Source organism: Rhizobium sp. 10N427, assembly GCF_056394605.1.
In genome coordinates, this window is record NZ_JBFTID010000001.1 from 892443 (window position 1) to 916089 (window position 23647).

The following is a 23647-nucleotide window of genomic DNA, read 5'->3' on the forward strand; positions in this document are numbered from 1 at the left end:
CTTTTACCAGGCGAGCGCTTTGCGGCCGATCAGTGCTCCAAGCGTTGCGACGATGACAATCGCCAATCCGTACCAGACGGCAACGAAGAGTGCGCCGTCGTTCTTGCAGACGAAGGCATAGGCCGCCCCGCCGATCGTTCCGGCAAGGAATCCTGCCGACAAACCGGCGCGCAGGGGCTGCGTCGGCACGCCGCGCTTCAGCACGCCGAGAGCGGCAGCAAGCGCCGGAAGCGATAGAAGCACGATAGCGCCGACGCAGCTTGGCACCGCACCGCCATGCCGGCCCAAAAGCGGAAAGCTGGAACCATCGAGTGCCAGCCCCATGGCGAGCACCAGGAAGCCTGGAATGAGCATCATCCAGGCAGCGCCGCCGCTGTCAGGCTCGCCCGCCCGGCGAACCAGCGCCAAGCCGCCAGCGGCCAGAAGCAGCATCGTCGCGAACTTGAAGAGAAACGGCGCGCCAATCAGAACGGCAGGCAGATTGGGGCGGATGCCGAACAGGCCGAGCGCCAGCGCGATCGACAGCAGCAGTGAGAAACCGCCCGCCAGCATCAGCAGACGATCGAAGCGCAGGCCCTGCGACGGTTCCTCCTCGGCGGCTTCGCGCGCCAGGCTGCGGATCAAGGCGGATGTGTCTTGGGCGGATTTCATGATTTGCCTTTTCTTGCGTAGCCAGGCCCCGGATCGGCAAAGGCCGTCAGGCGCTGAAGCGCGCGATGCAGGGTGACGCGGACCGCGCCCTCGCTGGTCTTCAATCTCGCAGCCGTCTCGCGAACCGACTGCCCCTCGATCGCCAATGATGAGACGACGTCGCGCTGGCCGGAAGAAAGGCTCGCAAGCGCCCGGTCCATATCAGGCATGTGGCGGTCGCCCTGATCGGGTGCGGCGATGACATCCGAAAGCTCGTCGAGCGTCACGTCGCAGCGGTGGCGCGCCTCGCGGCTGCCCTTGCGCATGGCGTCGCCGATCTTGTAGCGGACGATTGCGTGCAGCCAGGGTAGGAAGGGCCGGCTATCGTCCCAGCGGTCGCGCATCATGTGCAGGCCGAGCAGGGCTTCCTGAACGATATCTTCTGTCTGGTCGGTCCCCATGCCGAGCCTTGTCAGCTTGCGGCCGACGAGCACGCGCAGCGTTCGCCCGATATCTTCGAGCAGCGCTTCGTAGGCTCCGGCATCGCCGCGGCGAGCAGCGCGCATGGCATCCGCCCAATTGTCTTCGCGAGGGGTCATGATCGTCTTTTCGCTGTTGTCAGCGTTTCGTTACATGGACTGGTGAAAAAATTGAGGCCGTCACAAAAGCGTGATAGTGTTGCGGACCTGAAATGCCGGTCGAATAGGGCTTTTGAAGCGACGTGCTTCATCACGAAACGATACGGACGTCAGATCATGAACATTTTCCAGAAGGCCGCTTTTGCTGCGGCAACATTTATTGCTGCGGTCTCTTTTGCCGGTGCCTCCTCGGCAGCCGGTGAGGCGCCGGTCAAGGCGCGCAACGTCGTGCTCGTCCACGGCGCCTATGCCGACGGCTCCAGCTGGTCGAAAGTCATCCCGCTGCTGCAGAAGGCCGGGCTGCATGTGACCGCGGTGCAGAACCCGCTCACCTCATTTGCCGACGACGTTGCCGCCACCAAGCGTGCTCTTGCCCTTCAGGACGGCCCGACCGTGCTCGTCGGCCATTCCTATGCCGGCATGGTGATCAGCGAGACGGGCGTCGATCCCAAGGTCTCGGCCTTGGTCTACGTCGCCGCCCGTGCACCTGATGCCGGTGAAGACTATCCGGCGCTTGCCGCAAAGTTCCCGGCTCCTCCCGCAAGCAAGGGCCTGGTGCATAGCGGCGGCTTCGCGCAGCTGAGCGAGGATGCTTTCGTCCATGATTTCGCGGGTGATTTGAGCAAGAAGGACGCGCTCGCGCTCTACGCCGTCCAGGGCCCGATCTCCGATACGCTGTTTTCGACCAAGACGACGCAGGCTGCGTGGAAGACAAAGCCGAGCTGGTACGCCGTTTCGAAGAACGACCGGACGACCAATCCGGATCTCGAGCGCTTCCTTGCCAAGCGCATGAACGCCACCAGGGTCGAGCTCAATTCCAGCCACGTATCGCTGATTTCTCATCCGCGCGAGATCGCCAATCTGATCCTCGCGGCCGCCGGATATCCGGTTAAAAAATGAAGACAGCGGGGCCGGACGCAGCCCGCGTCCGGCCCCGAATAGCCGGCTCACCAACTCCCGGCTGAGCTGCGGTGGCGCGTGCGGTGCACAACAGTTGAATTTGCCCGCACATTAAGCCAAACTCATATTTCCAGGGCACTCGGCAAAAGCTTGCTTTGCCGAGCATTATTCGTATTTTTGGTTGCATTAATATCTCGCACGAAGGATGCGAATCAGGGCGGCGCAACTCAAAGGTTGAAATGGCTTTTCTCGTAGAAACGTTTGGACGTCTGCGGCTTGCCGACGCGGAAGGCAACGATATTGCTTTCCCCGAGAAAGGCCTGCTGCTCGTCGCCTATCTGCTGACGCTCGAAAAGCATGCGGCGCACCGCACGATGGCTGCCGATTTTCTGTGGGGCAATGAGGATAAGGCGATCTCGCTGTCCAACCTGCGCAAGACCATCTCGCGCATCAAGGCCCGCCAGGAGCAGCTCGGCACCGAATTCCTGACATTCACCGAAAGCTCCGTCTCCCTCGATCCATCGTCGCTGAGCGCCGACTTCGTTGCGCTGCAGGCAACAGGCGAGCCGATGGCCCGGCTGGCGAAGCTAACGAAAGCAATGGGCCAGCCTTTCCTGGGGCAGGTCAATTGCCAGAGCCACGTTTTCGATGGCTGGCTGAAGGATCAGAACTACCGCCATTCCGGCGTGCTTCAGGATACGCTGAAAGCGGTTTCTTTTCCCGTCGAAACGACCGAGGAATGGGAGGTTCTGAGGAAAGCCGGGCTTCTGGTGTTTCGCGACGAGCCGAAAGACCCGGACATGCTGCGCCTGCTGCTCGATATTTTCGATGCGCAGGAAGAGGTCGAATATATCCGCGACTATATCGAGAAGCGGAGAAATTCGATCGCGCGCGGCCTCGATGCCGTGTCGCCCACCGTTGGCAATGGCAGCAGCAAGCTGGAAGCAAGACCGGTAGGTACCGCAGCAGGGGATGGGATCGAGGGTCTGTCACTGGAAAGGGCAGGGCGCCCGGCCATTCCCCGCCTGGTGCTGCTCGCGCCGCGCAATCTCTCCAGCAATCCGCAATCGGTGATGATTGCCGCCTCGCTGATCGAGGATATCACCATTGGTTTCTGCGCCTTCAACAGTCTGCAGGTCATCGCGCCGCATTCGGCCGTACAGATCGGCCATCAGAGCGAGGACCAGACCGCATTTTTCGAACGGCACGCCGTCAATTATGTGCTGGAAACCCAGATCACCGGTTTCGACGAGGTCAAGCTCTTCGCGCAGCTGATCTTCTTCGACGACAACCAGATCGTCTGGGCCGAACGCTTCAGCCTCAATCAGGCCGATCTCTTGCGCGACAGGCGGGTGATCTCACGGCGCGTGGCGCTGTCTGTTTCCAGCGAGATCGAGCGGCATGAGGCGACGCGCTCGTACCTTGAGCTCAATCCGGCCGCCTATCATCAATATCTGGTTGGCAAGCAATACCTCGGGCGCCTGACGCTGCCCAACCTGCGCCGTGCGCGCAAGGAGATGCGCTCGGCACTGAAGGCGACGCCCGATTTCGCACCGGCGCTGAGCTCGACCGCCAGAACCTATTCGAAGGAATGGCTGCTGACAGCCCGCGGCGATATGGAACTTCTGAAGTCGGCAGAGGAATTTGCGACCAAATCCATCGAAGCGCGCAACGATCTGGCCGACGGCTACCGCGAATTCGGTGTCGCCAAGTTGCTGCAGGGCGCTTTCGACGACAGCGCAGAGGCGATGGAAATCGCCGAAACCCTGTCGCCGCACTATGCCGACGTCATTGCCGATCATGCCGATACGCTGGTGCATTGCTCGCGCCCCGGCATGGCGCTGCAGAAGATCGAGCGCGCGATCGAGCTCAATCCGCTGAGCCCCGATCCCTATCTCTGGACTGCGGCCGGCGCCAACTATGCGCTCGGCGAGTTTTCCGCGTCGATCGACTATATCAGCCAGATGAGCGATCCCAGCCTGGCAGACAGACTTGCTGCCGCCAGCTGGGCGATGCTTGGCAACAAGGACAAGGCGCGCGTTCTGGTGCGCCGCGTCCGCGAGGCCAATCCGAACTTCGATGTCGATAAATGGTTGTCCGCCGTTCCGAGCAAGGAACAGTGGCACAAGGACCTTTATCGCGAAGGACTGAAGAAGGCAGGCTTTTAACGTCAACTCTGGAAGAGGGAATAAGAGCATGACCAAAGTTGTTGTAATCAGTGTTGAGGGTGAAAAGGGGCTCTGGGTGGCGGATCTCGGCCGTGGCACGGTCACGCCGCTGAGCGTGCCGAAGGCTGGCGCACTTGCCGAGGCTGCGGCTCTCGCCGCCAAGGGCAGCGTCATCACCAAGGGCGTCAATCTGGCCGTTGCCGTCAAGTCGGCGGATACTGTCGCAGCCGGCCACTACGACGGCTAGTCACGCCTTAAGACAACCAGCATCACAATCGCCGATGTGAGCAGCGAGCGGCGCTGCTCACACAGGGTGGTCGTGCGCTTTGGAGCGCTATTCCACCGGCCCGCATGGGACGCGCCGGGCGATGCCAAAAAAACCGCTACTTGAGCGGCTTTGAATAGATACGGTGATTGGGAGATTGCCGGTAGTTGGCCGACCGGTAGTAATCCGCCGCGACCCCCTCATTTTGCGACAGCAGCCATGTGCTCGAAAATCCGGCCGCCAGCGCTTCTTCCTCCAGCAGCTTCAGCAGCGCGGTGCCGATGCCCTTGCCCTGGTGGGCAGGCATGACGGCGATCTCCGGAATATAGAGCATGCAGCCGGTTGCCGCTGTGTGCGGGTAGCCGATCGCAAAACCGTGGAGATCCTCGCCATCAAGCGCACCGACCCCGAGCCAACCCGGCGTCGTCGACAGTTCCACCATCCGGGCGTTTGCCCGCTTGATCGTCCAGTGTTCGTGCCATGGCGCGGCACTATAGGCTTCGACGATGATGGCGGCGCCCTGAAGCGCCTGGTTTTTATTGATCCGCTTGAAAACGACTGTCATGGCCACTGTCTAACGAAGCACCAAGGGCGATGCTGATGAATATTATGAGCGCCGGTCCTAAACAACTGGTTGCTGTATTTTTTACCGCTCAATTGTGGTCTAAAGTTGTGAATGGTGCCGTTCTACACGTCTTTTCCCGGTGCCGCGACAATTTGACGGAGCACTAATCTTCAAGACGACGCCATCGCCGCCTGCCATTGTCGTCTATCGGCGATTGGAGGGCACATGCGCATAGGCTTCATCGGTCTCGGGATCATGGGGACGCCCATGGCCCTCAATCTGGTGCGATCGGGGCGCGACGTCATCGTCTGGAACCGCTCTGCGGAAAAGGCAGCCGTTCTCGAAGCTGAAGGCGCCGAAGTGGCGGCAAGCGTCGCGGCCCTTTTCGCAGGCGCTGATGTGATCATCCTGATGCTGGCGACGGATGTGGCAATCGATGCGGTTCTGCAGCGCGGAACCCCTGCCTTTGCCAGCCTCGTTGCCGGGCGCACCCTCGTTCACATGGGCACCACGGCGCCTGATTATTCAAAGACACTGGAAGCGGACGTGCTTTCAGCAGGAGGCGCCTATGTCGAGGCGCCGGTCTCAGGATCGCGTGTTCCGGCCGAGGCTGGCGAGCTTGTGGCCATGCTGGCGGGAGCGCCTGAAACAGTCGAAACTGTGCAGCCCTTGCTCCAGCCGCTCTGCCGCGATGCGATCGTCTGCGGCGTGGTTCCAAACGCGTTGCTGATGAAGCTGGCGGTCAATATCTTCCTGATCTCGACTGTGACAGGTCTCGCCGAGGCCGCGAATTTTGCCGCCAGCCACGGCCTCGACCTGCATCTCTTCAAGCGGATTGCCGATGGCGGCCAGATGGCGAGCGGCATCTTGAGGCTCAAGAACGCCAAGCTTGCAGAAGGCGATTTCTCGCCGCAGGCGGCGATCTCCGACGTGCTGAAGAACAATCAGCTGGTTGTCGATGCCGCGCGGCGGCTGGGTATCGCTTCACCGCTGCTCGATGTCTGCCGCGCGCTTTATGCCGAAACCGAAGAGATGGGTTTCGGAGGGCTCGACATGGCTGCCGTTATCAAGGCGATCGCCGCCCGCGCGGCGAAATGCTAGGCCGGTTTCTCCGTGGGTTTTTCCACGGCCGCCAGCGCTTCCATCAGCGCCGCCTTGACCTTGCTCCTCTCGCCGGGCTCCAGCTGCGACATGTTGAGGTGGAGATCCAGACCGGCAAAATGCTCGCTCATCACCCTTGAATGACCGTCGTTACCGAGGAGTAGGCCCTGCACCTCGTAAGGCACGATATCGCGCTGGATACCCTTCATCGTAATCGGCGCCAGCGGCACGGCTTCGACGATATCCTCCACCAGCGCATAGGTTTCATAGCTCATGACGATCTTGCCGCCCTCGGCGATTGATTGCAGCCGCGCCGCCAGATTGGCCTCGGCGCCGATGATCGTATAGTCCATGCGATCGGTGCTGCCGAAATTGCCGACATTGCAATAGCCGCTGTTGATGCCCATGCGCACGATGAAGGGCTCGGCCGTACCGTCGCGTCGCCATTTCGCCTTCAGTTCGCCGAGGCGTTGCTGCATATCAACGGCCATGCGCAGGCAGGCTTTTGCATCTTCTGCCGCCCCCTTGGTTTCGGGGTCGCCGAAGAAAACCAGGATCGCGTCGCCGATGAACTTGTCGACGGTGCCGCCGTGTTTCAGCGCGATCTTCGACATCTCCGTCAGATATTCGTTCAGCATCTCCGTCAGCGCTTCCGGCTGCAGCCGCTCGGTGGTTGCGGTGAAATCCTTGATATCGGAAAAGAAGATCGTCAGCCGCTTGCGCTCGGTCTGGATGACGACGTCGCGCTGGCCGCTGAAGATGCTCTTGTAGATCTGCGGCGAGAGATAGCGCGAGATCTTCAGCGAGATGCTGGCCAGGAACTCGTTGGTGGATTCGAGATCGCGGTTGAAGGCGTGCAGCACCGAAGCCTGGCGGCGCTGCATGACGATGAAGGACGCGCCAAGTACCGCGACGCAGATGAAATAGGCGAGCAGATATTTGAAGGCAAAGACATTGGCCGCAAAGGGCTGACGGATGATCACTTCCTGAATGCCTCTGACATCGCCTACCTTCCAGTCGGTCTTCGGGCTCTCCGGATGGGTGTTGTGGCAGGCGACGCAGGCAGGCCCCATCAGCACGGGCGTGACGAGACGGAAGATATTGGTGAAGCCCGAACGCTTGTTCTCCGTCATCGTCTGCTTCGGATTGGTGCGAAGCGCGGTGAGCGCATCGCTCTCGAATTTGTCCAGATCGTGCGATGCCCGGTTTTTGAAGGGAAGATCGGAGACGAAGCGGTAGGTGATATTCGCCTGCTGCTCCTTGATGACGTCGCCGAGTTCCAGCGATAGCGTCGCCGGTATCGGAATGGCGCCGGGAATATTGGCGTAGTTGTGGGAGAGGACCGTCCCGTTTTCCTGGCCCGCCGCGTGGGCTGCGAGAATCCGGCCGACGACGTTGGTCGAGTAATAGGAGCGGATACTCGTGATCAGCGAGCTCATGTCCTGCGCCTGCCGGTGCACGGCATCGCGCGACAGTGTGCTGACATCAAGCCAGGCCGCAAGCGGCAGGCCGGCGAGCATGATCAGCGTCACCAATCCGATCAGATGCGCGTTCTTGCGCGCTGTCGATATTTCCTTTTCCCGCGTCGCCACGATCTGCCCCACCCGCTGATCGATATCAAAACCCAAGGGCGACAGGATCGGCCATCGTATTTCAGTTGTCGAGCATATTCATCGGTGGGCCGCCTTCCGTGGATGGCGGAAGGCGTGTCGTCAGTAGGGCAACCCGACATAGTTTTCGGCAAGCGCGGTCGAGGCGGCGGTCGAATGGGTCAGATAATCGAGTTCGGCTTCCTGGATCCTCTGGCCGAAATCGCCGGTATCCGGGAAGCGGTGTAGCATCGTCGTCATCCACCAGGAGAAGCGAACGGCTTTCCAGACGCGCGACAGGGCGCGCTGCGAATAGACATCGATCCCGGCGCTTGAATGCTCGGCGTAATATTCGGCGATGCCGGAGAACAGGTAATGGACGTCGCTCGCGGCGAGATTCAGCCCCTTGGCTCCGGTCGGCGGCACGATATGGGCCGCGTCACCGGCAAGGAACAGCCACCCGAAGCGCATCGGCTCGGCGACGAAGGAGCGCAGCGGCGCGATCGATTTCTCGAAGGACGGTGCCGTCTGCATCGCCTCGGCGTGATGGGCAGGCAGGCGGCGGCGCAGCTCGTCCCAGAAACGCTCGTCGCTCCAATCCTCGATCTTCTCGTCGAGCGGACACTGGATGTAATAGCGGCTGCGGCTTTCCGATCGCATCGAACAGAGCGCAAAGCCGCGCGGATGATTGGCATAGACGAGCTCGTGGCTGACAGGCGCGACATCGGCCAGGATGCCGAGCCAGCCGAACGGATAGATCTTCTCGAAGGTGCGGATCGCCTTCTCCGGCACCGCCTTGCGGCTGGCGCCGTGAAAGCCGTCGCAGCCGGCGATGAAATCGCAGTCGATGCGGTGCGTCACGCCGTCTTTGTCATAGGTAACGTAGGGCGCGGCACCGTCGAAATCGTGAGGCGTCACATTGGCCGCTTCGTAGATCGCCAGCGCGCCGCTCGCCTCGCGATGTTCCATCAGATCACGGGTCAACTCCGTCTGGCCATAGACCATGACGCGCTTGCCGCCGGTCAGTCCATGGAGATTGATCCGGTGATCCCTACCATCGAAGGCGAGCGAAAAACCGTCATGCGGCAAGCCATCGGCATGCATGCGCGCGCCGGATTTCGCCCGGTCCATCAGCCCGACGGTACCCTCCTCGAGCACGCCAGCGCGAACCCGGCCGAGGATATAATCCTTGGCGGCGCGGTCGAGGAGGACGTTGTCGATCCCGGCATCAGTCAGCAGCTGGCCGAGCAGCAGACCGGCGGGGCCTGAGCCGATAATGGCGACTTTGGTGCGCATGGTTCCTCCTTGCATCCTCTTGCCCGGATTTTGCGGAACGCGGTGGCCCGCAGCAATGGACATTTCGCGCCAGAAATTGCACTTATCGAACGTGGCAGGAGGATGCGGCCATGACGAAATTCGTCCCGACCTATGAGCTCTATGGCGAGAACACCGGCAGAAATCCCGATTTCTGGCTGCATTGCGAGACGATACCATCGCGCAGCAGCTTGCATCATTGGGAGATCAAGCTGCATCGCCATGAGAGCTTCTTTCAGATCTTGTACATCAGCGCCGGATCCGGCGATGCGATCTTTGGCGCAGAGCGGCATGAGATCACGCCCAACACGGTGATCACCGTGCCGCCGGGGCTGAACCATGGCTTCCGGTTCTCGAAGGATATCGACGGCTTCGTCATCACCGTGCTTGCGTCGCATCTGAAGGCGCTGCCGGGTGGCCGCAGCCCGCTTGGCGAATGGCTTGCCCGCCCGCATCTGACGAGCCTGCACCGGGACGATCCGGACGCAGTCTATGCCGGGCAGACGCTCTCACGCCTTGGTGCCGAGTTCGCGGGACGTGGCAGTGGCCGCGCCGATCTGCTGGAAGCCTATGTGACGATCGCGCTGCAGCTGACGATGCGGCTCTCCGGCAGTGATGCCGGGCAGGCTGGCGACGAAAACGGGCGGCGGATGGAATTGCTGAACGGCCTGATCCAGCAGCATCTGAGATCCCACCGGCCGGCCGCCTTCTATGCCGGTGAGCTCGGCGTCTCCGCAACGCATCTGAACCGCATCGTCAAGGCAGCGACCGGGCAGGGCACGCATGAGATGATTGCGCATCGCCTGACCGATGAGGCCAAACGCGAGCTGGTCTTCACCTTCGGCAGTGTCCAGGAAATCAGTTACCGGCTCGGCTTCGCCGATCCCGCCTATTTTTCCCGCTTTTTCCTGAAGCAGACGGGCGAGACGCCGCGGGCCTGGCGGATTGCCGAGCGGGCGAAGCTCGGCATGTGATCAGCGCAGGACCAGGCGAAGGGCGGCCTGTGTTTCCTTCAGCAGCGGCAGATAGCGCGCTGCCATCTCCGACGCTGCAACATGAGCGGCGGGGGCGCCGATGTTCAGCGCGCAGATCAGCTGGCCGCGATCGTTTTCCACCGGTACGGCGATCGAGCACAGGCCGAGCTCCAGTTCCTGATCGATAACCGCATAGCCCTGAGCGCGGACGCGCTGGAACTCGGCGATCAGCCTTTCGGGATCGGTGATCGTGCGCGGCGTACTGGCCTTGAGATCGCTGCGGGCGAGAACGGCGCGCGCCTCGGGCTCGGGCAAGGCGGCCAGCAGCACGCGGCCCATCGAGGCGCAATAGGCGGGCAGGCGGCTCCCCGGCGTCAGGTTGATCGACATCACCCGCTTCTGCGAGGCCCGTGCGATATAGAGGATCTCGGTGCCGTCGAGCACCGAGGCCGAGGCACTCTGCCCGGCCTTATCCGACAGCTGATCGAGATGCGGCTGCAGGATGGCGGGCAGCGGCGTCGCCGAGAGATAGGCGTGGCCGAGGCGCAAAACCTTCGGCGTCAACGTGAAGAACTTGCCGTCGTAATCGGCATAGCCGAGTTCGGAGAGCGTCAGCAGCGAGCGCCGCACCGTTGCGCGGTCGAGGCCGGTCAGCTTCGCGGCATCGGTAATCGATAGCCGCTGATGCATCTCTCCGAAGGCTTCGATGACCTTCAGGCCTCTCGCAAAGCCGCTGACGAAGTCCGTTTCGCGCATTCGATCCGGTCCAGAATCTCTGTTGCTGGCTCGATCGAGCCTAGCGGTTTGCTAGCACGGCATTGCTCTCCGGCAAAGCTGGGCGCCCGCTATCGGAAGTGGACTTCAAGATGCTGGCGATCTTGCGCGACGACCCGGCAGGCGGTTTCGAAGCGATCGCCGGGAATGCCTAGGGTGAATTCCGGCGGGATGCCCGTTGCGTTCGAGACGGCAAGGCTGGCGCCATCAGGTCCGAGAGAGCGGATCGTGCAATCGAATGTCGAGCGCCTGTCATTGAAGATGATCACGCCCGCTTTGAGCACCCGGCGCCGCTCGCCGGCTTCTGATGACGAGGCCGGGGCGGAGGAAGCGCAGCGATTCCGGCCCGCCTGCTTGGCCCGGTACATGGCGGCGTCCGCCTGCGCCAGAAGCGTATCGATGTCCTTGGCGATGATCGACATGCCAGTTATTCCGAAGCTGGCCGTAACGCGGATCGCGTTGTCGGCAACGGGAACCGGACTGGCCTCCAACGCGCCGCGCAGCTTTTCGGCCACGGCGAGAGCCGCGTCCCGATCGGCATGCGGCAGCAGCACCGCGAATTCTTCGCCGCCGAGCCGCCCGAGGATATCGCCGGCACGAATTTGTTCCCGGCAGGTCGCGGCAACCGCCTTCAAAACCGCATCGCCAGCCGAATGGCCATAGGTGTCGTTGACCTTCTTGAAATGGTCGACATCGAGCACGATGCAGGCCGCATCATGCTGATGCCGGGTGGCAAGCGAGAGAAGGCGGCGTGCTTCCTCATTGAAGGCCCGGCGGCTGAGGACGCCCGTCAAGCTGTCGGTCGCGGCAGAGCGTAGCAGCTCGACGCGATCCATCGCGATACCGGCGATTTCTTCCAGGATGCCGAGGTCCTTGCTGCCGAAAGAACGCGGTCTGCGGTCGATGGCGCAGACCGTTCCGACCGTATGGCCGTCGCGGGTCTTCAAGGGAACGCCGGCATAGAAGCGGATATGAGCCTCGCCTGTGACCGCAGGATTGGCCGCAAAGCGCGGATCGCGCGTGGCATCCTGGACGACGATCGGCTGTTCGTCATCGACGACATAGCGGCAGAAGGTGTCTTCCCGCGGCATCTCGTCGTTGGTCAGGCCTGAGCAGGCCTTGTACCATTGACGGTGCGCATCGATGAACGAGACGATGCCGATATCGACGGAGAAGACCTGCTTGAGGAGACGGACGAGCCGTTCGAAGCCCTCGTCTCTCGGCGTATCGAGCATATCAAGCTCGTCAAGCGCATTGAGGCGCTCCAGCTCGCGCTGCGCCGCCTCGACCGATGATCTGCCAAATGCCCTAGCAACCGCCATTTGCCACCTCTTTTGCGAGCAAATATGCGGGCTAATTGTAAATAACGGGTAATGTTTCCAAACCACATCATATAATCATCGGTGCGATATACGAACAAATATCAAATATCGCACAATTAACTTGCCTGACCCAAGGTCCCGGATTTATCCGTAGCAGTCAGATCGAGGCCGGTGAGCCTCGCGATGCCAGGCGAGGAGATATCCGGCATGGACAAGACAATCCGGAGCGCGGCGGATGCCGTTTCCGAAATCGGCGATGGCGCCGTCGTCATGATAGGCGGTTTCGGCGGTTCGGGCGCACCGATCGAGCTCATTCACGCGCTGATCGACAAGGGGCCGAAGAACCTGACCGTGATCAACAACAACGCGGGCAATGGCCGGATCGGTATTGCGGCGATGATCGATGCCGGGATGGTCAGGAAGATGATCTGCTCCTTCCCGCGCTCGTCCGACCCGCGCGCCTTCACCGACAAGTATCTGGCGGGCGAGATCGAGCTTGAGCTGGTGCCGCAGGGCACGCTTGCCGAGCGCATCCGTGCCGGCGGCGCCGGGATCCCGGCATTCTATACGCCGACGACCTATGCCACCGAGCTTGCCGAGGGTAAGCCGATTGCCGAGTTCGACGGCCGGAAATATGTGCAGGAACGCTGGCTGAAAGCCGACTTTGCGATCGTCAAGGCGCATCTCGGCGATACGCATGGCAATCTGACCTACAACAAGGCGGGCCGCAACTTTAACCCGCTGATGTGCATGGCGGCGGCCAAGACCGTTGCCCAGGTGTCGAGATTGGTGCCGGCCGGCGGCATCGATCCGGAACAGGTGGTGACACCCGGCATCTTCGTCGATGGCGTCGTCGAGATCGCCAATCCGCAACAGGAAGAAGAGCTCATTCGAGCCGGAGTGGCTTACGTATGACCCCTGAACCAAGCAAGATCGACACACGCGAAGACATCAAGCTTTCGAACGCCCAGATCGCCTGGCGCGCCGCTCAGGACATCACCGACGGTGCCTATGTCAACCTCGGCATCGGTTTTCCTGAGATGGTGGCCCGCTATCAGCCCGAGGGCCGCGAGGCGATCTTCCATACCGAAAACGGCATCCTGAATTTTGGCGAGGCGCCGGCTGCGGGCGAGGAAGACTGGGATCTGATCAATGCCGGCAAGAAGGCGGTGACGCTGAAGCCGGGCGCTGCCTTCTTCCACCATGCCGACAGCTTCGCCATGGTGCGTGGCGGTCATCTCGATATCGCGATCCTCGGCGCCTATCAGGTGTCTGAAAACGGCGATCTCGCCAACTGGCGCGCCGGCTCGAAGGGCGTGCCCGCCGTCGGCGGCGCGATGGATCTGGTGCATGGCGCCAAGCAGGTCTGCGTCATCACCGAGCATGTCACCAAGAACGGCGAGCCGAAACTCGTCGAAACATGCACCTTCCCGTTGACTGGAGTCGGCTGCATCACGCGTATCTACACGAGCCATGCAGTGATCGATATCGTCAAGGGCCGCTTCGTGCTGCGCGAAAAGCTTGCCGCCATGACTGTCGAGGAACTGCAGGCAATGACCGGCGCCAAGCTGCATGTCGAAGGCCCGGTCGCCGATCTCATCGTGCCCGAACTCTGAGGACTGACCGATGGCTGACGCTTTCATCTGCGATTACATCCGCACCCCGATCGGCCGCTTCGGCGGCTCGCTCTCCTCCGTCCGCGCTGACGATCTCGGTGCCGTGCCGCTGAAGGCGCTGATGGAGCGCAACGCTTCCGTCGATTGGGAGGCCGTCGATGACGTCGTCTTCGGCTGCGCCAACCAGGCGGGCGAGGACAACCGCAATGTGGCGCGCATGTCGCTGCTGCTGGCAGGCCTGCCGCTCGGCGTATCCGGCACGACGATCAACCGGCTCTGCGGATCGGGCATGGATGCAGTCATCACGGCAGCCCGGGCGATCCGTTCCGGCGAGGCAGAGCTGATGATTGCGGGTGGCGTCGAAAGCATGTCGCGGGCGCCGTTCGTCATGCCGAAAGCCGATACGGCTTTCTCGCGCAATGCCGAGATCTACGATACGACGATCGGCTGGCGCTTCGTTAATCCGTTGATGAAGAAGCAGTATGGTGTCGATTCCATGCCGGAGACCGGCGAGAACGTTGCCGAGGATTACAAGGTCAGCCGCGCGGATCAGGACGCCTTTGCCGTCCGCTCGCAGGCGAAGGCCGCGGCATCGCAGGAAAGCGGCCGGCTGGCCAAGGAAATCAGCGCCGTCACCATTCCACAGCGCAAGGGCGATGCCGTTGTCGTCGACCGGGACGAGCATCCGCGTGCCACCTCGATCGAAACGCTCGCCAAGCTCGGCACACCCTTCAAGAAGGAAGGCGGGACGGTTACCGCGGGCAATGCCTCCGGCGTCAATGACGGCGCGGCTGCGCTGATCGTCGCCTCCGAAGCGGCGGCGAAGAAATACGGCCTCAGGCCGATCGCCCGCATTCTCGGCGGTGCCGCCGCCGGCGTGCCGCCGCGGATCATGGGCATCGGCCCGGTCCCGGCTTCGCGCAAGCTTTTGGCGCGGCTTGGCCTCAAACAGGAGCAGTTCGATGTCATCGAACTCAACGAAGCTTTTGCCTCGCAGGGTCTGGCAGTTTTGCGCGAACTCGGGATTGCCGATGACGATGCCCGCGTCAATCGTAACGGCGGGGCGATCGCGCTCGGTCATCCGCTCGGCATGTCGGGCGCCCGCATCACCGGCACGGCGGCGCTGGAACTTGCCGAAACCGGCGGCCGCTATTCGCTCTCGACCATGTGCATTGGCGTCGGGCAGGGGATCGCCGTAGCGCTGGAGCGGGTCTAGGGACAGCCGGTCATCGTACAAATTCGCGTGTTCGGCATTGCCGATCAGCGACGCCTGCTGCTAAGACTCCCAGCCATAATCACACTTCATTGGTTTTAGGGAGGCTTTGCAGCCATGGCTGATCTTGCTCAATCACTCGCGTCCATCAAGTTGCCGGATCTGGTCGGCAAGGCGGTGCTCATCACCGGCGCCTCGACCGGTATCGGTGCCGCACTTGCCCGCGCCTTCGCGGCACAGGGGATGAAGGTCGGCATTCATTACAATGCCAGCCGCGAACCGGCCGAAAAACTCGCCGAGGAAATCCGCGCCACCGGCGCCACCGTGCATCTCGTGCATGGTGACGTATCGAAAGAGGGCGAGACCGAGCGCGTCGTCGAAGAAACGGCAAAGACCTTCGGCCATCTCGACGGCCTGATCAACAATGCCGGCGGCATGCTCGGCCGCAAGCCGACCGCCGAATATACCGACGAGCACTACGACAACGTCATGAACCTCAATGCACGCTCGGTTCTCGCTGCCGTGCGCGCCGCTCATCCCTGGCTGAAGAAGCAGGGTGGATTCATCATCAACACCACCTCGATCGCCGCCCGCAATGGCGGCGGTAACGGCGCGATCCTCTATGCGGCATCCAAGGGCTTCGTCTCGACGATTACCCGCGGCCATGCCAAAGAGTTTGTCGGCGATCGTATCCGCGTCAATGCAGTGGCGCCCGGCGTTATCGCCACGCCGTTCCATGAGCGCTATACCAATGACGAGCAGATGGAGATGCAGCGCAAGTCGATCCCGATGGGCTTTGTCGGCACTTCGGAAGATTGCGTCGGCGCCTATCTCTTCCTCGCTTCGCCGACCCTGTCTGGCTACATCACCGGCCAGATCATCGAAGTGAATGGCGGCCAACTGATGCCGTAATCCGGCATTTTCTCTCCCCGATATTTTGCACTGCACAAGGGAACCTTCGGGTTCCCTTGACGTTTCGGAGACGGGGGAAGGCGATCGCCGTTCCTTGTTATCTGAGACGGATGATCATGTTCAAGCCAAGCCACTCCAATCGCTGTGCCGGGCAACGCTGCCGGACGCAGTGCTTTGCTGTGTCTGCTGGCTGAATTGCCCATCCGCCTCGTCAGCTGCCGCGGCAGCGAAAACCGTATAATGAAGCGACATAAAGGATGGGCGACACAAAGATGAGCTATTCGTTCTCGGAACTCGATTTCCTCAAGCCGGAGCTTGGTGCGGAATATACCGGATCCGGGACGCATTTCGCCGTCTACTCTGCCCATGCCGAACAGATGGAACTCTGCCTGTTTTCGGCCGACGGCAAGAAGGAAGAGGCGAGGCTGGCGCTGCCCAAGCGCGAGGGCGACATCTGGTCGGGCTATATCGCCGGCGTCGGGCCGGGAACGGTCTATGGCTATCGCGCCCACGGCCCTTACGATCCGAAGAACGGCCACCGTTTCAATCCCAACAAGCTGCTGCTCGACCCCTATGCCAAGCAGGTGAAGGGCGATCTGAAATGGGATGATGCTCTCTACGGATATGCGATCGGAAAGGACGATCTGTCCTTCGACGAGCGCGATAGTGCGCCCTTCATGGTCAAGGGTGTCGTCCAGGATCCGGATTTCGATTGGGATGGCGACCAGGCGATCCGCAGGCCATGGACGGAAACCATCGTCTATGAGGCGCATGTGCGCGGCATGACGATGACCCATCCCAAGGTGCCCGATCATCTGCGCGGTACGTTCCTGGGCATGGCGAGCGATCCGATCATCGATCATCTGACGAAGCTCGGCATTTCCGCCATCGAACTTCTGCCGATCCAGTTCTTCCCGAACGACCGGTATCTCGAAGAAAAGAACTTGACCAATTACTGGGGCTACCAGACGCTCGGCTTCTTCGCGCCGCAGTCGCGCTACATGTCGAGCGACAAGATCACCGAGATCAAGACGATGGTCCGCAAGTTCCATGCGGCCGGCATCGAAGTGATCATGGACGTCGTTTATAATCACACCGCTGAAGGCAGCGAGCGCGGCCCGACACTCTCCTTCCGCGGCCTCGACAATGCGAGCTACTACATTCTCTCGCCAGACGATGCGCGCCATACGTTCGATACGACGGGCACCGGCAACACGCTGAACATTGCCAACCCGATGGTGATGCGCATGGTGCTCGACAGCCTGCGCTATTGGGTCGGCGTCATGCATATCGACGGCTTCCGCTTCGATCTCGCCAGCACGCTAGGCCGCCAGGATCTCGAATTCGACCGTGCCGGCATTTTCTTCAGCGCCATCCGTCAGGATCCGATGCTGGCGGGCGTCAAGCTGATCGCCGAGCCGTGGGATGTCGGCGAGGGCGGATACCAGGTCGGCGGTTTCCCGCATCCCTTCCGCGAGTGGAACGACAAGTTCCGCGACGATGTCCGGCGCTTCTGGAAGGGCGACGGCGGTCTGGTTTCCAGCCTGTCGCAGCGCATCACCGGCTCCTCGGTGCAGTTCAATCATTCCGACCGCGGCGCAACGTCTTCAGTCAACCTGCTGGCTGCCCATGACGGCTTCACGCTGATGGATACGGTGTCCTTCAACGACAAGCACAACGAAGCGAATGGCGAGGACAACAATGACGGCCATTCCGACAATCATTCGGACAATATGGGCGCCGAAGGCGCGACCGACGATCAGGGCATCAACGACAATCGCGCGCGGCGCCGCCGCAACATGATGGCGACGCTGATGCTGTCTCAGGGCGTGCCGATGATCGTCGCCGGCGATGAGGTCGGCAACAGCCAGCATGGCAACAACAACGCCTATTGCCAGGACAACGAGATCGGCTGGATCGACTGGAGCGGTCTCGACGATCCGTTCCTGGCCTTCTGCCAGAAGATGATTGGCTTCCGCAAAGCCCATCCCGAGCTGCGCCAGGAGCGCTTCCTGACCGGCGAAACCAGCGAGGATGGCCGGATCGAGATCGCGTGGTTCAAGGCCGACGGCAGCTTCATGGATGACGGCGCCTGGAACGATGGCGAGCTGCGCGTGCTTGGGGTCTATCTGTCGCGCAGCGTCAGCGCACCCGAGAACGAGGACATGCAGGGTCTCTACATGCTCTTCAATGCCGGTGGCGATTGCGAGATCAATTTGCCGGAGGTGAACGGTGTCAGGGAATGGCAACGCCTCGTCGAGACCGGGGCGGACGATGCCTTCGAGGTCATCCACGCAGAGAACCCGTTCACGCTCTATCGCGAAAGTATCGCGGTGTTTGCGCCAAAAGGCGCCACCGAGCCGCCCAAGGATGCCGATACCGCCGAGCGCCGCCGCTGGTTCAGTTTCGGCCGCAAGAAGAAGTGACAGGCCCAGAACAAAGCGATGAATGCGGACGCGATAACTGAGCTCGGACTGACCTATGTGAACGATACCGAACCGGGTATCCGCCGCAGCCGGAAGGGCAAGGGCTTTTCCTACCGTCTGCCGGATGGTTCGCTGGTATCCGATCCGGATCAAAAGAAGCGCATCGCATCGCTCGGTCTGCCGCCCGCCTATGAGGGTGTCTGGATCTGCCTGCAGGAAAACGGCCACCTGCAGGCAACCGGCTACGACGCGCGCGGGCGCAAGCAGTACCGTTATCACAAGGACTGGAACAGCTTCCGCAGCGTCGAGAAATTCCATCAGCTGATCGAATTCGGCCAGGCGCTGCCGAAGATTCGCCGGCAGGCTCTCAGAGATCTCGACACCGGCGCCGACGATGTCAGGGGCGTCCTTGCGGCGCTGACGACGCTGCTCGATGAAGCACATCTGCGCGTCGGTAATCAGGCCTATGTCAGGGAAAACGGCACCTATGGCGCAACGACGCTACTCAAGCGCCACATCAAGCTGAACGACGGCAGAATCGAGCTCAAATTTCGGGCGAAGGGCGGCAAGCGCGTGCAGCGCAGCCTCAAGCATCCGCGGTTGCAGAAAATCCTGGAAGAAATCGCCGATCTCCCCGGCCGCCAGCTTTTTGTCTGGAAGGACGAGACGGGATCGCTGAAGCCGGTCGAGTCCGGCAGGCTCAACGCCTATCTGGCCGAAATTTCCGGCATCGCGATTTCCGCCAAGACCTTTCGTACCTGGGCGGGCTCGCTTGCCGGGTTCGGCGCGGCACGCGGCGCAATCCTCGATGGCCGCCACCCAACTGTGAAAGAGATGGCGGAGGCCTCGGCCGAAGTATTGCACAACACGCCGGCCATCTCGCGCTCCAGCTATATCCACCCGCGCATCATCGCTCTTTCGGACCGCGGCAGCGCGTTGGCGGAAGAACTGCCGGAGCCGGCGGAGCCGCTGCGCGGTCTTCGCGCCGAGGAAAACCGCCTGCTCGATTTCCTGATGCGCGAAGCGGGCATCACGCCCTCTTCAAGATGATGAAAAAAGCCCGCGCTCGGGAGCGCGGGCTTCTCAAGATAACAGGAGGTCTTATCAAGCAGCCGCTTCTGAAAGACGGCCTTCCTCGATCTACTCGCCGCGCCGATGTCGCAGTAAATGCGCGCTCCAATCAGTGCGGTCGCAGAAGTAGAACCACTCAAGCGCCAGATCGTTCCTGAAATGCGACGCGCGATCTGCAAACTTGGCTTTAAAGCGGTGGCCGCGGAACAAATTCTCTTACATCTCGTTGAAAAGCTTGATCGGAAGTCATTCTGAAAGGGCGCTCCCATGCCGAATGTCCGCAAGGCGGCTGACAAGGACCGAAAGTTCGATCCCCGCGACCGGTTGATCGTCGCTCTCTACGCGCAGCTGAAAGCCGAGCGGGAGACGCGCGAGACGCTCGAATGGGTCATCCGCAATGGCGGATTGTCGGACGCGGTGCTGGAAGCGATCGCCTCCGATCCCGTCAGGCCGGTGACCAGCGACGAGATCGCATCGGTCGAAAAGATCATAGCTTTGGATGAGCGCCGCAAAGGTGCGCCACGCGACTACGACTGAAGAAAGAGGAGCTGAAGATGGTGGATATTACATATCAGATCGTGCCGCATGACGAAGGCTGGGCCTACAAGCTCGGCGAAACCATTTCCGAGACCTATGCCACGGCCGAGGAAGCCGCAGACCGGGCGCGAAGTGCTGCGTCGCGGCAGAAGATCGGGGCCGGCGATGCCACGCTCGCCTATCCCTCGCCGGATGGCGGCTGGCAGTTTCAACCCCTGGAAACGGACAAGAGCGGAAGCAGGCTCTGACGGGACAAGCGTAGGAGAGTGACATGGCGGCGCGGGCAAGCTGGAAAGGCCATCTGAAGATCGGCGACCTTGTCTGCGCCGTCGGTCTCTACACGGCCATTTCATCGTCGGACCGCCTGTCCTTCAATATCATCAACCGGAAGACCGGCCATCGCGTCGAGCGGCAGTTTGTCGATAGCGAAACCGGAAAGCCCGTGGACCGCGAAGACCAGGTGAAGGGCTACAGGATGGACAATGGCGAATACATCGTCATCGAAGGTGACGAGATCGCCAGCGTCATGCCGGAGAGCGACAAGGTGATGGGCGTCCAGAGCTTCATCCCGCTGGAAGAGATCGACAAGCTCTATTTCGATCGTCCGTACTATCTGGCGCCAGTCGAGGATCACGATGCCGAAGCGCTTAGCCTGATCATGCGCAGCATGCGCGACAACAAGGTCGCAGCGCTCGCCCAGGCCGTATTGTTCCGCCGCAACCGGACGCTATTGATCCGCGCGCAGGGCGATCACGTCATCGCCACCATGCTCAATTTCGACTACGAAGTCCGCTCCGCCGAGACAGTCTTCAAGGACATTCCCGATATCAAATTTGACAAGGAAATGCTGGAGCTTGCCGGCCACATCATCGGCACCAAGAAGGGCAGCTTCAATCCGGCCGAATACGAGGACCGCTACGAGGCGGCACTGACCGAACTCGTGAAAGCCAAGATCGAGGGCCGGGAGCCGCCGAAGCGCAAGCCGAAGCCGGAGGGCAAGGTCGTCGATCTCATGGAGGCGCTGCGCCAAAGCGCCAAGATCGGCGGCAAATCCGGATCTGGTAAGCCTGCCGCCAGCGCATCCAGCCGCCGCAAGAAGGCGAGCTGACGATGGCGCTCGAAACCTATCAGCAGAAGCGCGACTTCAAGGCCACTCCCGAACCGCGCGGCGCAAAAGGCAAGAGCAAGGGCAACAGCTTCGTCATCCAGAAGCACGACGCGACGCGGCTGCACTACGATTTCCGGCTGGAGATGGACGGCGTGCTGAAAAGCTGGGCGGTGACGCGCGGCCCCAGCCTGAACCCCGATGACAAGCGGCTGGCCGTCCATGTCGAGGATCATCCTCTCTCCTATGGCGATTTCGAAGGCGTCATTCCGAAGGGGCAATATGGCGGCGGCACCGTCATCGTCTGGGATCAGGGAACCTGGACGCCGCTTTACGATGCGAAGAAAGCCTATCGAAAGGGCCATATCGAATTCGAGCTCGACGGCGACAAGCTGAAAGGCCGCTGGCATCTCGTCCGCATGCACGGCAAGCCGGGCGAAAAGCACGAGAACTGGCTGCTGATCAAGGGCGAGGACGCCGAAGCCCGCCATGGCCGCGAGGACATCCTCAAGAAGCGTCCGGAATCGGCCAAGAGCGGCCGGACGATCGAACAGGTCGCCAAGAACCCAGATGATACCTGGAATTCGAAGCCGAATGGCCGGAAGGCGGCAGCCAGGCTTGCAACCAAGGCCAAGGCGAAGCCGCAGGCTCACCAATGGCCGAAGGGTGTGCGCAAGGCGGCGATGCCCGATTTCGTCGAGCCGGTGCTTGCCAAGCTGAAGCCGCGTCCTCCGGCCGCCGACGGCTGGATCCACGAGATCAAGTTCGACGGCTACCGCCTGCAGATCCGCATCCGCGACGGGAAGGTGGCGATGCTGACGCGCACCGGCCTGGACTGGACGGAGAAATTCGGGGAAGAGATCGCTGCCGCCTTCGGCGAACTGCCTGTCGAGACCGCGCTGATCGACGGCGAACTGGTCGTCGAACGCGAGAACGGTGCATCGGACTTCTCGGCACTCCAGCACGATCTGAGCGAGGGGCGTAGCGACCGCTTCTCCTTCTATGCCTTCGACCTGATCTATCTCGACGGCCATGATCTGCAGAATGCAGCGCTGATCGATCGCAAGGCGCTGCTGGAAAAGCTGCTGCCGGCGGGCAGTAGCAAGTTGCGCTACAGCGATCATTTCGACGAGAATGGCGGCCTGGTTCTCGACCACGCCTGCCAGCTCAGCCTGGAAGGCGTCATCTCTAAGGGCCGCGACAGCAAATATGTGTCAGGCCGCACCGGCGACTGGATCAAATCGAAATGCGTCAAGCGCCAGGAATTCGTCATTGGCGGCTATGTGCCCTCGACCTCGATGAAGAGCGCCATCGGCTCGCTCGCCATGGGCTATTATGACAAGGGCAAGCTGAAACATGTCGGGCGCGTCGGTACCGGATATACCGCGAAGCTCTCGCACAATCTCTACACTCAGCTCTCCAAGATCGAGCAATCCGCCAGTCCTTTCGACGGCAAGCTGACGGCCGAGGAGCGCCGCGGGTTGGTGTTCGTCAAGCCTGATATGGTTGCCGAGGTTGAGTTTGGCGCCTGGTCAGCCGATGGTAATCTCCGCCATGCGGCTTTCCGCGGTTTGCGCGAAGACAAGGCGGCAAAGGATGTGGGGCGCGAAATGGGTGGAACTGCTGCAAAAGAACTGCCGGTATCGAGCGTGACGTTGACGCATCCCGATCGCATCTACTGGCCCGACGAGGGCATTACCAAGGCCGGGCTGGCCGATTACTACGCCCATGTCTGGGAACTGATGAAGCCGTTCGTCGTCAACCGGCCGCTCTCGCTGCTGCGCCTTCCCGATGGCATTGCCGGCAAGCAGCGTTTCTTCCAGAAACACGCCTGGAAGGGAATGAACGAATATATCGAAGAGATCGCCGACCCCAAGGATCGCAGCGGCGAGAAGCTGCTGCGGATCAGGGATTTCGACGGGCTCGTCGCGCTGGTGCAGTCGGCCGTCCTGGAGATCCACCCCTGGGGCGCGACGACCGCCAAATGGGAAAAGCCCGATATGGTGACCATGGATCTCGATCCGGCCGATGATGTGCCATGGGACGCGGTGATATCGGCGGCGCATGAGATCAAGGCGCTCATGGAAGGCGAGGGGCTGGCTGCCTTCGTCAAGACCTCGGGCGGCAAGGGGCTGCATGTCGTGGCGCCGCTGGCGCCGAAGGCGGGCTGGACCGAAGTGAAAGCCTTCGCCAAATGGATCGCCGACACGATGGAAGCCTCCGACCCATCCCGCTACATCGCCAAGGCGACAAAGGCCGAACGAACGGGCAGGATCTTCATCGACTATCTGCGCAACGGGCGCGGCAATACTGCCGTCGCGCCCTATTCGGCCCGCGCCCGCAAAGGTGCGCCGGTCTCGATGCCCATCGATTGGAGCGAGCTGACAGGCGAGATCGGCCCCGCTTATTTCACCGTCGACAACGCGCCGGCGAGGGTCAACGCGCTGTCAAGCGACCCCTGGGCCGATTTCTTCGATGCAGCGAGGCCTCTAGAAAAGAAGAAGCGGTCCTGACGCATCGGGATCGC

The 23647-nt window shown here is 61.6% G+C and carries 22 protein-coding genes; 15 read left to right on the forward strand and 7 right to left on the reverse strand.

The annotated features are described in order from the left end of the window. Positions 1–3: 3 nt before the first annotated feature. Positions 4–651, reverse strand: coding sequence for an NrsF family protein (locus AC1DIJ_RS03930; RefSeq protein ID WP_112386674.1), 648 nt, complete (start codon positions 649–651; stop codon positions 4–6). Further along, a complete protein-coding gene (locus AC1DIJ_RS03935) occupies positions 648–1229 on the reverse strand; it encodes a sigma-70 family RNA polymerase sigma factor (protein WP_112386675.1) in 582 nt (193 codons plus the stop codon). Before AC1DIJ_RS03935 ends, AC1DIJ_RS03930 begins: the two co-directional genes overlap by 4 nt. A gap of 156 nt (positions 1230–1385) precedes the next feature. Between AC1DIJ_RS03935 and AC1DIJ_RS03940 the strand changes: the two genes are divergently transcribed. The 3 genes from AC1DIJ_RS03940 to AC1DIJ_RS03950 all read left to right on the forward strand — a co-directional run bounded on the left by AC1DIJ_RS03940 (position 1386) and on the right by AC1DIJ_RS03950 (position 4583). Beyond that, positions 1386–2168, forward strand: coding sequence for an alpha/beta fold hydrolase (locus AC1DIJ_RS03940; RefSeq protein ID WP_112386676.1), 783 nt, complete (start codon positions 1386–1388; stop codon positions 2166–2168). 239 nt (positions 2169–2407) lie between these two features. Beyond that, the gene (locus AC1DIJ_RS03945; RefSeq protein WP_112386677.1) at positions 2408–4336 is read left to right on the forward strand and encodes a hypothetical protein; all 1929 of its coding nucleotides are present in this window, start codon (positions 2408–2410) and stop codon (positions 4334–4336) included. Positions 4337–4364: 28 nt separating this feature from the next. Continuing rightward, on the forward strand, positions 4365–4583 hold the full coding sequence (locus tag AC1DIJ_RS03950; protein WP_112386678.1) for a hypothetical protein: 219 nt from the start codon (positions 4365–4367) through the stop codon (positions 4581–4583). 136 nt (positions 4584–4719) lie between these two features. Here AC1DIJ_RS03950 and AC1DIJ_RS03955 read toward each other — a convergent pair whose 3' ends face one another. Next, positions 4720–5166, reverse strand: a complete 447-nt coding sequence (locus AC1DIJ_RS03955) for a GNAT family N-acetyltransferase (protein ID WP_112386679.1) — start codon at positions 5164–5166, stop codon at positions 4720–4722. A 225-nt stretch (positions 5167–5391) separates the two neighbouring features. On the opposite strand from AC1DIJ_RS03955, the gene AC1DIJ_RS03960 reads away from it, so the two are divergent. Continuing rightward, entirely contained in the window at positions 5392–6267 is an 876-nt protein-coding gene (locus AC1DIJ_RS03960; RefSeq protein ID WP_112386680.1) for an NAD(P)-dependent oxidoreductase, read from the forward strand. Here AC1DIJ_RS03960 and AC1DIJ_RS03965 read toward each other — a convergent pair. After that, positions 6264–7787, reverse strand: a complete 1524-nt coding sequence (locus AC1DIJ_RS03965; protein ID WP_112386751.1) for an adenylate/guanylate cyclase domain-containing protein — start codon at positions 7785–7787, stop codon at positions 6264–6266. The two genes, AC1DIJ_RS03960 and AC1DIJ_RS03965, sit on opposite strands and share 4 nt — an antisense overlap. Positions 7788–7979: 192 nt before the next feature. Further along, positions 7980–9152: a 4-hydroxybenzoate 3-monooxygenase gene (pobA, locus tag AC1DIJ_RS03970; protein WP_112386681.1), complete on the reverse strand. Its 1173-nt coding sequence runs from the start codon at positions 9150–9152 to the stop codon at positions 7980–7982. A 110-nt stretch (positions 9153–9262) separates the two neighbouring features. Here pobA and AC1DIJ_RS03975 point away from each other — a divergent pair, with 110 nt between their 5' ends. After that, positions 9263–10144 carry a helix-turn-helix domain-containing protein gene (locus tag AC1DIJ_RS03975; RefSeq protein ID WP_112386682.1) on the forward strand — a complete coding sequence of 294 codons (882 nt, stop codon included), beginning with the start codon at positions 9263–9265 and terminating at the stop codon, positions 10142–10144. Here AC1DIJ_RS03975 and AC1DIJ_RS03980 read toward each other — a convergent pair whose 3' ends face one another. Together AC1DIJ_RS03980 and AC1DIJ_RS03985 are read right to left on the reverse strand one after the other, a co-directional pair. Beyond that, complete coding sequence (locus AC1DIJ_RS03980; RefSeq protein WP_112386683.1) at positions 10145–10900, reverse strand: IclR family transcriptional regulator; 756 nt, start codon at positions 10898–10900, stop codon at positions 10145–10147. An 89-nt stretch (positions 10901–10989) separates the two neighbouring features. Next, positions 10990–12240 carry a sensor domain-containing diguanylate cyclase gene (locus tag AC1DIJ_RS03985; protein ID WP_112444353.1) on the reverse strand — a complete coding sequence of 417 codons (1251 nt, stop codon included), beginning with the start codon at positions 12238–12240 and terminating at the stop codon, positions 10990–10992. Positions 12241–12447: 207 nt separating this feature from the next. On the opposite strand from AC1DIJ_RS03985, the gene AC1DIJ_RS03990 reads away from it, so the two are divergent. The 10 genes from AC1DIJ_RS03990 to ligD all read left to right on the forward strand — a co-directional run bounded on the left by AC1DIJ_RS03990 (position 12448) and on the right by ligD (position 23633). Further along, on the forward strand, positions 12448–13155 hold the full coding sequence (locus tag AC1DIJ_RS03990; RefSeq protein WP_112386685.1) for a 3-oxoacid CoA-transferase subunit A: 708 nt from the start codon (positions 12448–12450) through the stop codon (positions 13153–13155). Next, positions 13152–13856, forward strand: a complete 705-nt coding sequence (locus tag AC1DIJ_RS03995) for a CoA transferase subunit B (protein WP_112386686.1) — start codon at positions 13152–13154, stop codon at positions 13854–13856. Before AC1DIJ_RS03990 ends, AC1DIJ_RS03995 begins: the two co-directional genes overlap by 4 nt. Positions 13857–13866: 10 nt before the next feature. Continuing rightward, positions 13867–15072 carry a 3-oxoadipyl-CoA thiolase gene (gene pcaF / locus AC1DIJ_RS04000; RefSeq protein WP_112386687.1) on the forward strand — a complete coding sequence of 402 codons (1206 nt, stop codon included), beginning with the start codon at positions 13867–13869 and terminating at the stop codon, positions 15070–15072. A gap of 114 nt (positions 15073–15186) precedes the next feature. Then, positions 15187–15981: an SDR family NAD(P)-dependent oxidoreductase gene (locus AC1DIJ_RS04005; protein ID WP_112386688.1), complete on the forward strand. Its 795-nt coding sequence runs from the start codon at positions 15187–15189 to the stop codon at positions 15979–15981. Between the two features lie 272 nt (positions 15982–16253). Beyond that, a complete protein-coding gene (gene glgX, locus AC1DIJ_RS04010) occupies positions 16254–18407 on the forward strand; it encodes a glycogen debranching protein GlgX (RefSeq protein WP_112386752.1) in 2154 nt (717 codons plus the stop codon). An 18-nt stretch (positions 18408–18425) separates the two neighbouring features. Continuing rightward, positions 18426–19457 (forward strand): DNA topoisomerase IB, encoded by a 1032-nt coding sequence (locus tag AC1DIJ_RS04015; RefSeq protein ID WP_112386689.1) that lies wholly within the window; start codon positions 18426–18428, stop codon positions 19455–19457. A gap of 288 nt (positions 19458–19745) precedes the next feature. Further along, the gene (locus tag AC1DIJ_RS04020; protein ID WP_112386690.1) at positions 19746–20015 is read left to right on the forward strand and encodes a hypothetical protein; all 270 of its coding nucleotides are present in this window, start codon (positions 19746–19748) and stop codon (positions 20013–20015) included. A gap of 17 nt (positions 20016–20032) precedes the next feature. After that, positions 20033–20263, forward strand: a complete 231-nt coding sequence (locus tag AC1DIJ_RS04025; RefSeq protein WP_112386691.1) for a DUF2188 domain-containing protein — start codon at positions 20033–20035, stop codon at positions 20261–20263. Positions 20264–20286: 23 nt separating this feature from the next. Further along, positions 20287–21123, forward strand: coding sequence for a non-homologous end joining protein Ku (gene ku / locus AC1DIJ_RS04030; protein ID WP_112386692.1), 837 nt, complete (start codon positions 20287–20289; stop codon positions 21121–21123). Positions 21124–21125: 2 nt separating this feature from the next. Further along, the gene (ligD, locus tag AC1DIJ_RS04035; protein ID WP_112386693.1) at positions 21126–23633 is read left to right on the forward strand and encodes a DNA ligase D; all 2508 of its coding nucleotides are present in this window, start codon (positions 21126–21128) and stop codon (positions 23631–23633) included. Positions 23634–23647: the final 14 nt, after the last annotated feature.